Annotated in this window: 9 protein-coding genes; 6 read left to right on the plus strand and 3 right to left on the minus strand. The window is 63.8% G+C overall.

Annotated features, from left to right (window positions below):
- Positions 1 to 258: 258 nt before the first annotated feature.
- Positions 259 to 1,899 (plus strand): ABC transporter substrate-binding protein, encoded by a 1,641-nt coding sequence (locus EOB49_RS29900; RefSeq protein ID WP_127383093.1) that lies wholly within the window; start codon positions 259 to 261, stop codon positions 1,897 to 1,899.
- Positions 1,900 to 2,111: 212 nt separating this feature from the next.
- On the opposite strand, the gene EOB49_RS29905 is transcribed toward EOB49_RS29900, so the two are convergent.
- Positions 2,112 to 2,624: a hypothetical protein gene (locus EOB49_RS29905; protein ID WP_127319757.1), complete on the minus strand. Its 513-nt coding sequence runs from the start codon at positions 2,622 to 2,624 to the stop codon at positions 2,112 to 2,114.
- A gap of 279 nt (positions 2,625 to 2,903) precedes the next feature.
- Here EOB49_RS29905 and EOB49_RS29910 point away from each other — a divergent pair, with 279 nt between their 5' ends.
- A complete protein-coding gene (locus tag EOB49_RS29910) occupies positions 2,904 to 3,971 on the plus strand; it encodes a cyclic nucleotide-gated potassium channel (protein WP_127319759.1) in 1,068 nt (355 codons plus the stop codon).
- Between the two features lie 121 nt (positions 3,972 to 4,092).
- On the opposite strand, the gene lepA is transcribed toward EOB49_RS29910, so the two are convergent.
- Positions 4,093 to 5,898 (minus strand): translation elongation factor 4, encoded by a 1,806-nt coding sequence (lepA, locus tag EOB49_RS29915; RefSeq protein ID WP_023813453.1) that lies wholly within the window; start codon positions 5,896 to 5,898, stop codon positions 4,093 to 4,095.
- A 258-nt stretch (positions 5,899 to 6,156) separates the two neighbouring features.
- Between lepA and EOB49_RS29920 the strand changes: the two genes are divergently transcribed.
- The 4 genes from EOB49_RS29920 to msrA all read left to right on the plus strand — a co-directional run bounded on the left by EOB49_RS29920 (position 6,157) and on the right by msrA (position 9,636).
- Positions 6,157 to 7,329, plus strand: coding sequence for a TadE/TadG family type IV pilus assembly protein (locus tag EOB49_RS29920; protein WP_127383094.1), 1,173 nt, complete (start codon positions 6,157 to 6,159; stop codon positions 7,327 to 7,329).
- Positions 7,330 to 7,517: 188 nt separating this feature from the next.
- Positions 7,518 to 8,210 (plus strand): DUF1223 domain-containing protein, encoded by a 693-nt coding sequence (locus tag EOB49_RS29925; protein ID WP_127383095.1) that lies wholly within the window; start codon positions 7,518 to 7,520, stop codon positions 8,208 to 8,210.
- A gap of 102 nt (positions 8,211 to 8,312) precedes the next feature.
- Positions 8,313 to 8,570, plus strand: a complete 258-nt coding sequence (locus EOB49_RS29930; RefSeq protein WP_127383096.1) for a hypothetical protein — start codon at positions 8,313 to 8,315, stop codon at positions 8,568 to 8,570.
- Positions 8,571 to 8,907: 337 nt separating this feature from the next.
- On the plus strand, positions 8,908 to 9,636 hold the full coding sequence (msrA, locus tag EOB49_RS29940) for a peptide-methionine (S)-S-oxide reductase MsrA (RefSeq protein WP_127383097.1): 729 nt from the start codon (positions 8,908 to 8,910) through the stop codon (positions 9,634 to 9,636).
- A gap of 88 nt (positions 9,637 to 9,724) precedes the next feature.
- Here msrA and EOB49_RS29945 read toward each other — a convergent pair whose 3' ends face one another.
- Positions 9,725 to 10,729 (minus strand): cytochrome d ubiquinol oxidase subunit II, encoded by a 1,005-nt coding sequence (locus EOB49_RS29945; RefSeq protein WP_127383098.1) that lies wholly within the window; start codon positions 10,727 to 10,729, stop codon positions 9,725 to 9,727.
- Between the last annotated feature and the right edge of the window lie 238 nt (positions 10,730 to 10,967).

The following is a 10,967-nucleotide window of genomic DNA, read 5'->3' on the forward strand; positions in this document are numbered from 1 at the left end:
CCTCTGGCCTGCCGGCCATCTCCCCCTCAAGGAGGGAGATTGGCGCCGCGCCGTTGGCGCATCTCCTCGCAGCGCGGCTGCAAAGCATAAGCGCACTGCCGACTCCCCTGCGGAGCACCGCACAATCACTGCGGAATACCGAACACTCCCTGGCGTCACCCAGCCTTATCATTCCCCCTCAGGCAATGGCGCCCCGGCGATCGCATCCTCCCCCGCGTCTGTCGATCCACCGGGGCGCCCAACAACAGGGGAACGACGATGAAATTCATGCTGACCGACCGCAAACTCCACCCGAAGGCCAAACCCGTTGCCGATGATTTCAAGACCGGCGGCATCAACCGCCGCGAATACCTGGCGCTGATGGCCGGGCTCGGCGTCAGTGCCGCCGGCGCGCTGGCACTGGGCGGGCTGAGCACCACCCCTGCCCGCGCGGCGGAACCGAAGAAGGGCGGCGTCCTGCGCGTCGCCATGAACGTCAAGGGCTTCAAGGACCCGCGCACCTTCGACGGCGTGGAGATGTCGAATGTCGCCCGCCACTGCAACGAATATCTGGTGCGCTGGAACACCGACTTCTCCTTCGAGCCCTGGCTGCTCGAAAGCTGGGAGGCGAGCGACGACGCCAGGACGCTGACCCTGCATGTGCGCAAGGGCATATCCTGGTCGAATGGCGATGCCTTCAACGCCGATGATGTCATCCACAACCTCACCCGCTGGTGCGATGCCTCGGTGCCGGGCAATTCGGTCGCCGCGCGCATGGGCGCGCTGGTCAATGCCGACACCAAGAAGGTCGTCGATGGCGGCATCGCCAAGGTCGACGACTTCACCATCAAGCTGAACCTGCCGAAACCCGACATCTCGCTGATCGCCGGCATGGCCGACTATCCGGCGCTGATCATGCACCGCTCCTATGAGGGCGACGCCGATCCGATGAAGGCGCTCGCCATCACCACCGGCCCGTGCGAGCTGGTCAGCTGGGATGCCGAGACCGGCGCCGAGGTGAAGCGCAGGGATAAGCCCTGGTGGAAGGGCGAATTCCATCTCGACGGCATCAAATGGGTCGACTACGGCTCCGACCCCAACGCCATGCTGTCGGCCTTCGAATCCGGCGAGATCGACACCGACCACGAGACCGCTTCCGACGCCGTCTCGCAGACCGAGACGATGGGGCTGATGAACTCCGAGATCGCCACCGGCTCCACCATCGTCGCCCGCTTCAATGTCGCCAACGCGCCCTATGACGACGTCAAGGTGCGCCGCGCCGCCCAGCTCGCCGTCGACAATTCCGCCGTGCTGGCGCTCGGCCTCGGCGGCCGCGGCAAGCCCGCCGACAACCACCATGTCGGCCCCATGCACCCCGAATATGCCGATATCGGCCCGGCCAGGCGCGACGTCGAGCAGTCGAAGAAGCTGCTGGCCGAGGCCGGCAAGGCCGACCATGAATTCGAGCTCATCTCCGTCGACGTCGAATGGCAAAAGAGCACCGGCGACGCCATCGGCGCGCAGATGCGCGAGGCCGGCCTGAAGATCAAGCGCACCGTGCTGCCGGCCGCCACCTTCTGGAACGACTGGAGCAAATACCCCTTCTCCTGCACCGAATGGCTCGGCCGCCCGCTCGGCGTCCAGGTGCTGGCGCTGGCGTATAAATCGGGTGCGGCCTGGAACGAGAGCGCCTACGCCAACCCCGAATTCGACACCCTGCTCGACAAGGCGCTGGCGACCCCGGACGCCAAGGCGCGCAAGGAGACCATGGGCAAGATCGAGCAGAATTTGCGCGATTCAGGCATCATGATCCAACCCTACTGGCGCTCGGTCTACCGGACATATCGCAAGGGCGTCGAAGGCTGCGAACAGCACCAGGCGCTGGAGCAGCACTTTGAGAAGGTTTGGATTGAGTCTTGAAGCGTCGGCGCTCCTTCAAGTGCCGCGCTGGCCGGTGGATCGCTGCGATCATCTGCGGGTTGGAAGTGGCCGGCGCGAATGCCGGTGAGGCAGTTGCCTGAGCCCGCGCCGGCCACTGGCGACCTGATAAGGGTCCGCCGCCCGAGTTTTCTATCGCTCCGAGTCTGCGCGATCAACCAGGCCGGACTTTTGGTACGGAAGCGGACAAAGGCTCACCGCGCCGGCCTCAGCAGCGTCCAGATCCAGCCAACAAAGGTCAGCACCAGGAACGGATAACCGGCGGCGGGCAGCGGCGCCGAGGTTGGCAGCAAGGGCGCGCCCCAGAGGATCATGCAAGCCGAGACGACAAACAGCACCGCGGCCACGAGCGCGGTGAGCCGCATCCACAGGGCAAAAGTCTTCGGCGCGCTGACCATGACCAGTGCTGCCGCCCAAAGCGAGATGCCGCCGACATAGGAGGGCACGCTGGCCTCCAGTCCCGCCGCATTGCCGGCAAGCAGCAGGCTCTCGCCGGCCAGGAAAGTCAGGAATCCAGCCGCTACGCTGTCATTGCCCAGCCGCTGGTATTTCATGGTCAGCAGCGCGGTCGCCACCACGAGTGCCACGCCGTCGATCGTCCAGAGCGTTTCGCGCAGCGGGGCGCTGGCGACGAAGGTGCCGGCTAGGCCGAAGGCGCCGCCGATGGCGAGGCCGATCGCGGCGATGGTGTCTGAAGTGGTGCGCATTTGATGTCTCCCCAAGCTGGCTCGAGGATACCGCAGGACGGTGTCTGATCCAATGCTCGCCGATGGCGAGGCGCTCTCACCTGTTTGACTTTCCCGACGCGGCTCCAGTGTCAGCCCGAAATCGACAAGGCGTGAAGGCAGAGACTGTCGAGAGAGCGGTCCGCAGTCGACAAAGTCAGCCTTGCCCGAGAACCGATATCGGCAAATCGCAGCAAGCACCTTTACGCTTGCCTTGAAGGCAGCCTACTTTGGCAAATAGTAGCCGCTCGTGGGCACAGAATGTCGGTACTGCCTTTCCTGAGAATTTACGCGCCGCTCAACGCGGTGCTGGCTGCCCCTGGGCTTCTGGTGGTGGCTGCGCTCACGACACCGAACCTGTCCGGACGAAGCAGACTGGCTCTGACCGCACTGCTCGCGGTCATTTGGGGCGCCTATCTTCTGCAGATGGCCGCGACGCTGCTCAAGCACCGGGCGGGAGACCTTCGGGACAGGACGCCGGCAATCGCCATCGATGTGCTCGCGGTTTTGGTTCCACTCGCCGCATTTCTGCTCGGCGGCACGCCCGACTGGAGCCTCTACTGTGGTGTCTGGCTGCTGAAACCGCTGCGCGACTCGACCTTCTTCCCGGTGCTGGGCAGGGTGCTGGCCAACGAAGCGCGCAACCTGATCGGCGTCACCACGCTCTTCGGCGTCGTTCTGTTTGGTGTCGCACTCGCCGCCTATGTCATCGAGCGCGACATCCAACCGGAAAAGTTCGGCAGCATCCCCGAGGCAATGTGGTGGGCGGTGGTCACGCTGTCCACCACCGGCTATGGCGACCACATTCCGCAAACCTTCGCCGGCCGCGTCCTTGCCGGGGCGGTCATGATGACTGGCATCGGCATCTTCGCGCTCTGGGCCGGCATTCTTGCCTCCGGCTTCTATCAGGAAATCCGTCGCGAGGATTTCGTCCGCAATTGGCAATTGGTCGCCGGCGTGCCCTTGTTTGAGAAGCTCGGCCCGGCCGTGCTGGTCGAGATCGTGCGCGCGCTAAGACCTCGCAACTTGCCGGCGGGCGCCGTGATCTGCCGCAGTGGCGAGACCGGGGATCGGATGTTCTTCGTCGTGGAGGGGCGCGTCAGCGTCGCGACGCCGAACCCGGTGGAGCTTGGCCCTGGCGCCTTCTTTGGCGAGATGGCGCTGATCAGCGGCGAACCGCGTTCGGCGACCGTCAACGCCGCGACAGCGGTCTCCCTCCTGTCGCTGCACGCGGCGGATTTCCAGATGCTGTGTAGCAGCAGCCCGGAGATCGCGGAAATCATCCGCAAGACCGCGCTCGAGCGCCGCGGCGCGGCACCGATGGCTTGATCCCAATCGTGCAGCTCCACCGCCGCGCTGGCAGGGTGCGCGCTGCCTCCGGCAGCTCCCACCCGGACTTGTGCTCGCATCGACCAACCGGGTCGATGCGTTCGGCCGAAGGCCGAACCGCTTAGTCCCCCATCTTAAGCGCCTGGATAAACGCCTCCTGCGGGATATCGACCTTGCCGAACTGCCGCATCCGCTTCTTGCCTTCTTTCTGCTTGTCCAGCAGCTTCCGTTTGCGCGAGACGTCGCCGCCGTAGCATTTGGCGGTCACGTCCTTGCGCAGCGCCGAGATGGTTTCGCGGGCAATGACCTTGCCGCCGATGGCGGCCTGGATCGGGATCTTGAACAGATGGTTCGGGATCAGCTCCTTCAGCTTCTCGCACATCTGCCGGCCGCGCTTTTCCGCCGCCGTGCGGTGCACCAGCATGGAAAGCGCGTCCACCGGCTCCTCATTGACCAGGATCGACATCTTGACGAGGTCGCCCTCCTTGTAGTCGGTGAGGTGATAGTCGAACGAAGCGTAGCCCTTGGAGATCGACTTCAGCCGGTCGTAGAAATCGAAGACGACTTCGTTGAGCGGCAGATCATAGATCAGCATGGCGCGCTTGCCGACATAGGAGAGGTCGGCCTGGATGCCGCGCCGGTCCTGGCAGAGCTTCAATATGCCACCGAGATAGTCGTCGGGGGTCAATATCGTGGCGCGGATCCACGGCTCCTCGATCGCCGAAATCTTCACCACGTCGGGCATGTCGGCCGGGTTGTGCAGCTCCTTCATCGAACCGTCGGTCAGAGCCAGCCGGTAGACGACGCTCGGTGCCGTGGCGATCAGGTCGAGGTTGAACTCGCGCTCCAGCCGCTCCTGGATGATTTCGAGATGCAGCAGGCCAAGGAAGCCGCAGCGATAGCCGAAGCCGAGGGCCGCGCTGGTTTCCATTTCAAAGGAGAAGCTGGCGTCGTTGAGGCGCAATTTGCCGACCGCGGCGCGCAGATCCTCGAAATCGGCGGCGTCGACCGGGAACAGGCCGCAGAACACCACCGGCTGCGCCGGCTTGAAGCCGGGCAGCGCCTTGGCAGTTGTGCGCTTGTCCTCGGTGATGGTGTCGCCGACGCGCGTGTCGGCGACTTCCTTGATCGAGCCGGTGAAGAAGCCGAACTCGCCGGGGCCGAGCTCGTCGACATTGATGCGGGCCGGGGTGAAAACGCCGGTGCGCTCGACCAGGTGCTTGGCGCCGGTGCCCATCATGCGGATGGTCTGGCCCTTCTTCAAAACGCCGTCGATGACGCGCACCAGCACGATGACGCCGAGATAGGCGTCGTACCAGGAGTCGACCAGCATCGCCTTCAGGGGTGCGGTCGCATCGCCTTCGCGCGGCGGCGGCAATTGGTGGACAATGGCTTCCAGCACGTCGGGAATGCCCAGCCCGGTCTTGGCCGAGATCAGCACGGCGTTGGAGGCGTCGATGCCGATCACCTCCTCGACCTGCTCGCGGATGCGCTCGGGCTCGGCGGCCGGCAGATCGACCTTGTTCAGCACCACGACGATCTCGTGGTTGTTGTCGATAGCCTGGTAGACATTGGCCAGCGTCTGCGCCTCGACGCCCTGGGAGGCGTCGACCACCAGCAGCGAACCCTCGCAGGCGGCCAGCGAACGCGACACTTCATAGGCGAAGTCGACATGGCCGGGTGTGTCGATCAGGTTGAGGATATAGTCCTCGCCATTGTTGGCGCGGTACTTCAGCCGCACCGTCTGCGCCTTGATGGTGATGCCGCGCTCGCGCTCGATGTCCATCGAGTCCAGCACCTGCTCCTTCATGTCGCGCAGCTCCAGCCCGCCGGTCAGCTGGATCAGCCGGTCGGCAAGCGTGGATTTGCCATGGTCGATATGGGCGACGATGGAGAAATTGCGGATGTGGTCGAGGGGCGTGCTCATGGCGCGCGTTTAGCAGGGGTGGCTTGCCCGAGCAAGCGGCAGGCTGCCGCCGCACATCTGGTGCGGCCCGTTGCCCGGCAAGCCGTACAGCCGTTGCCGCGAAAGCAGAGCAGGCCGCTGCCGGGGCGAGTGGTGCGGGCGCTTGTCGCCTTTCCCCCGGATTCCTCGAAAAATCGATAAATTTTAACCACACGCGTTAGAGCATAATTTGTGATCGGCATGTTAGCGGAGGGAAATATCTGATGTAAGGACGAAGGCATGCGGGGGCTTGCAGGCAGTTTTATCGAGTCGCGGAGCGGCTCGTTCGCACCGATACTTGTTCTCGCCATGATACCGCTGATCACCGCGGTTGGCTTTTCCGTCGACTACACCTCCGCGGTCCAGACCAGGTCGAACGAGCAGGCGGCACTCGACGCCGCGATCCTGTCCATCACCACGATGGATACCACGTCGACGAAGCCGCAGCGCCAGGTGGTGCTCCAGGATACCTACAGAGAAAACGGCGGACGTGGCGCAGCGACCCTGAACAGCTTCGACGTCAGCGCCAACGGCACCGCCACCGCGCAGGCCTCGGCAAGTTTCGCCATGCCTACCGTGTTCATGCAGATCGCCAGGATTCCCACGGTGACGGTCGGCGTCGCGTCGGCGGTGAGCAAGACGCCGGCGCTGGTCGAAGCTACATTCAATGTCGATCGCGTTTCAGGCTACTGGAACAAGACCATGACTCTGTACGGGCTTCCCTACGGTTGGACCTCCACGACCACGCCGACGGCCATGATGAAGGCCAACTATAACTACAAAGCGTATAGTTATTCCTATACGAGCGGTGGTAAGACCTATACCGCTGCCGAGCCGAAAGGTTACGGTACGACAACTATTACCACGGGACCAACCAATACGCTGGTTCAGACCCAACTGTGCACGACAGTAGGATCGACAACCGATTTCACGGCCACTGCGGGAGTTTACAAAAGCACCGCGGTGGCAAAAAGCGGAAAAACGAACGGCTCCACCGTCTATTTCAAGACGACGTGCGCGACCACGAATTCCGCCGGAAACAGCAGTGGCGCAACAATCAACGTGAGCACGATGGACAAGCTCTATCTGCAGATGGATGTGCCATCCGGGCCGGTCAACCCGCTCAGGTCCAACAATACTGACACGTCGAACCGGCTCTACCTCGGCGCCGGGTACAGCACCGCGGCACAAAAGGCCCTGAACCCTTCCAAATACCTCCCCGTCGAGGTTGCCAGCAACACGGTCGTCGACATCTTCGCCGTGGTGCCCTGCAGCGAGACCAGCGATCAGGCATGGGAAGACGGCGGCAATAATCCTCCACTGCCAGACGTTACGAACGCCGACTTCTTCTACAGCGTGATGGGCAAGTGCGACTTCAACAAGCGACCGTCCGACACGCTGCTGACGCAGTAAACGCTGCGATCTCCCTCCTTGTGGGGTAGATGGCCGGCAGGCCAGAGGGGGGTGCTGTCCCTCCGGCTTTGCCTGGGATCTCCCGAACCTTCATCACAAACCTGTGAGCGCTGTAACGAAGGCGCCGACAGCGGCGAAGTGGGGATATCAGCGGTGCTTCCAGGCGCCGCTGCCCACGGAGCAAGCCGATGTCCCGCAAGTTCGTCACAGTGTCCAGCCTCTCGGCGCTTGCGCTGGCGGCGTCGCTCGGTGCGGCGGCCGCGCAGCCGCTCAGCGTGGTCGAGCTGTTCACCAGCCAGGGCTGCTCGTCCTGCCCGCCGGCCAACGCCAATCTGATCAGGGTCAAGGACCAGCCCGGCGTGCTGGCGCTGTCGTTCAACGTCACCTACTGGGACTATCTCGGCTGGAAGGACATTTTTGGAAAACAGGAATTCACCCGGCGCCAGGTCAGTTACGAGCCGGCGCTCGGTCATGATGGGCCGTTCACGCCGCAAGTGGTGGTCAACGGTCATGCCGATGTCGTCGGCGCCGCACCCGGCGAGATCGAAAAGCTGATCTCGGTGAGCGGCCGGACGAGCGGCCCGGCATTGTCGCTCGATGGCGGCAAGATCAGCATCGGCGCCGGCGCCGCACCTGGCGGCCACGCCGATGTCTGGCTGGTGCGCTATGCCAAGGGCATCGTCGAGGTGCCGGTGTCGCGCGGCGAAAACACCGGCCGCACCTTGCCGCACGCCAATGTCGTGCATGCGCTCGAAAAACTCGGCGGCTGGACCGGCGCGGCCGCGACGTATCCGCTGCCCGCCGCATCCGGCGGCCTGAGCACGGCCGTGCTCGTGCAGTCGCCCGGTGGCGGACCGATCCTGGCTGCCGCGACCGACTAGATCGCGCTTCGACAAGAGATTGCGCAACGCCGCATGGAGCGGCGCCGCATAGCACGGCCGCCAAGAGGGCGCGCCTTCACGACCAACCCCAAGGAGAACATCATGACCATTTCCCGCCTGACGCTGCCGGCGCTCGCTCTCGCTCTGTGCTCGACGGTGCTGTTTGCCGGCGGCATCGCCCGTGCCGACGACGCGACCAACGCGATGAAACCGGCTGCAAATGCCATGAAACCTGCAACGGATGCGATGAAGCCTGCCGACCCGATGGCCACCAACGCCATGAAGCCGGCCGCCGACGCCATGAAGCCGGCGACGGATGCGATGAAACCGGCAACGGATGCGATGGCTCCGGCCAACTAGTTCTGCCGTGTCTCAGCCGTTCATTCACAAGGGCGGCCCTTGGCGCTGCCCCTCACCTGCCCGCCGGCATCGTCTCCCCGTATAGAGACGGGGAGAGGGGCGCTCATCGACGGTTTCGCCAATCATCGGTGTTGCAGGTAGAAACGCCGGCGTCGCGGCCAGTCGCTCTCTCCCCGTTTTACGGGGAGAGATGTCCGGCAGGACAGTGAGGGGCAGCGCTGACGGTAAGATTCCGCATTCGGCGCACACGAATGTGAGCCTGTTCCGCAACTCACGCATCGCGCCATCGTAACTGATCCAATAGACTGATCCCAATGGAAGCCACAGGAGTGCAGCCATGACCGATATCAAGCACAAGAGTTCGTTTGGGTATATCAAAGGTGCGCTCGCCGCCCTGGCACTTGCCGCCGCTGGCGCTGCCTTCTGGCTGACGCCGGCGGTTTCGGCCGAGGACGCGGTGAAGATCCCGCCGCCGGCAATCGACGAGAAGGCGGCCACCGGCACTGAAAAGGCGATCTTCGCCGGCGGTTGTTTCTGGGGCGTGCAGGGCGTCTTCCAGCACGTCAAGGGGGTCACCAGGGCTGTCTCCGGCTACTCCGGCGGCGACAAGGACACCGCCGTCTACGAGACGGTCGGCTCAGGCCGCACCGGGCATGCCGAATCCGTCGAGATCACCTACGATCCATCGAAAATCACCTATGGCCAGCTGCTGCAGGTGTATTTTTCGGTCGCCCACAACCCGACCCAGCTGAATTTCCAGGGTCCGGACTCCGGCACGCAATACCGCTCGACGATCTTCGCCGAAAACGATGCACAGAAGAAGATCGCGCAAAGCTACATCGCCCAGCTCGACCAGGCCAAGGTGTTCCCGGAGCCGATCGTCACCACGCTGGAAACCGGCAAGACCTTCTATCCGGCCGAGAATTACCATCAGGATTTTCTGACGCTGAACCCGACCTATCCCTACATCGTCTACAACGACCTGCCCAAGGTGGCGAATTTGAAGGCACTGTTCCCGGCGCTCTACAGCGACAAGCCGGTGCTGGTGCTGTCGGCGAGCAATTGAGTCGGCTTTATTGAGGAGGCGTCGGCGGGACAGCACCCCCCTCTGCCCGGCAGGCCAGAGAGGGGTGCCTCGCGCCTGCATCGGCAGGTCAATCATACGTCAGATCCGTCGCCTTGCCGCCGAACACCCGGTAGGCATAGAACGAATAGAAGATGATGACCGGCAGCACGACCACGGTGCCGGCGAGGATGATGGCCAGGCTCTCCGGCGCGGAAGCCGCTTGCCATATGGTCAGGCGATCCGGCACCACGAACGGGTAGAAAGACCAGGCGAGACCGGCAAAGCCGAGCGCGAAGATGGCGGCCAGCGTCAGGAACGGCATCAGCGAATGGCGGTCGTCGGGCTTCGGCAGATGGAAGGTCTGCCGCCACAGCCACAGGAACAAAAGCGCCGACAGGATCGGCAGCGGCGACAGATAAAGCATTTCCGGCCAGACGAACCATTTGTCGAAGATGCGCGGGCTGGCGAAGGGCGTCGCCAGCGACACCGCCGCCATGCCGAGCGCGGTCAGCACCAGCGCGGTGCGCAGCCAGCGCACCGCTTTCTTCTGCAATTCGCCTTCGGTCTTGTAGATCACCCAGGCGGCGCCCATCGCCGCGTAGGCGGCGGCAAGGCAGAACGCCACCAGCACGCCGAAGGCCGTGCCGCCGAGGCCGACGTCGAGCCCGAGCACATAGACGCCCAGCATATAGCCCTGCGCCAGCGAGGCGATGAGCGAACCCAGGAAGAAGATACGGTTCCAGCGATGCTTGCGGCCAGCTGGCACCTTGGCGCGGAAATCGAAGGCGACGCCGCGCAGGATCAGCCCGAGCAAAAGCACGAAGACCGGAATGTAGAGCGCCGTCAGGATGACGCCATGCGCCAGCGGGAAGGCGACCAGCAGCAGGCCGACGGCCAGCACCAGCCAGGTCTCGTTGGCGTCCCAGAACGGGCCGATCGCGGCAATCATCGTATCCTGTTCGGCGTCTTCAGCGGCGGCGAACAGAATGCCGATGCCGAGATCGAAACCGTCGAGAATGACGTAGATCAGGATGGCGAGGCCCATCAGGCCGGCGAAGATCAGCGGAAGCGCGGTTGGCCAGTCGAAGCTCATCTTTTTCTCCTCACTCACCAGAGCCGGCTAATCGCGATGTGATCGGATGGGGCTCTATCGAGGCTTCAGATCGATTGCCGAAGTCGGCGCCGCCCCTCATCACCCTGCCGGGCACTTCTCCCCGTATAGGGACGGGGAGAAGGGGGCTGGCCGCAATCTCGGCGCTTTTCTTGCAACGCTGGTGATTGGCGAAACCGTCGATGCGAGCGCCCCTCTCCCCGTCCCTATACGGGGAGAG

The sequence above is a fragment of the Mesorhizobium sp. M7A.F.Ca.MR.148.00.0.0 genome (genome assembly GCF_003997735.1).
Lineage (GTDB): Bacteria > Pseudomonadota > Alphaproteobacteria > Rhizobiales > Rhizobiaceae > Mesorhizobium.

Coding starts and splice junctions, on each gene's coding strand:
- EOB49_RS29900 (WP_127383093.1), top strand. CDS start 259: ATGAAATTCATGCTGACCGACCGCAAACTCCACCCGAAGGCCAAACCC.
- EOB49_RS29905 (WP_127319757.1), bottom strand. CDS start 2,624: ATGCGCACCACTTCAGACACCATCGCCGCGATCGGCCTCGCCATCGGC.
- EOB49_RS29910 (WP_127319759.1), top strand. CDS start 2,904: ATGTCGGTACTGCCTTTCCTGAGAATTTACGCGCCGCTCAACGCGGTG.
- lepA (WP_023813453.1), bottom strand. CDS start 5,898: ATGAGCACGCCCCTCGACCACATCCGCAATTTCTCCATCGTCGCCCAT.
- EOB49_RS29920 (WP_127383094.1), top strand. CDS start 6,157: ATGCGGGGGCTTGCAGGCAGTTTTATCGAGTCGCGGAGCGGCTCGTTC.
- EOB49_RS29925 (WP_127383095.1), top strand. CDS start 7,518: ATGTCCCGCAAGTTCGTCACAGTGTCCAGCCTCTCGGCGCTTGCGCTG.
- EOB49_RS29930 (WP_127383096.1), top strand. CDS start 8,313: ATGACCATTTCCCGCCTGACGCTGCCGGCGCTCGCTCTCGCTCTGTGC.
- msrA (WP_127383097.1), top strand. CDS start 8,908: ATGACCGATATCAAGCACAAGAGTTCGTTTGGGTATATCAAAGGTGCG.
- EOB49_RS29945 (WP_127383098.1), bottom strand. CDS start 10,729: ATGAGCTTCGACTGGCCAACCGCGCTTCCGCTGATCTTCGCCGGCCTG.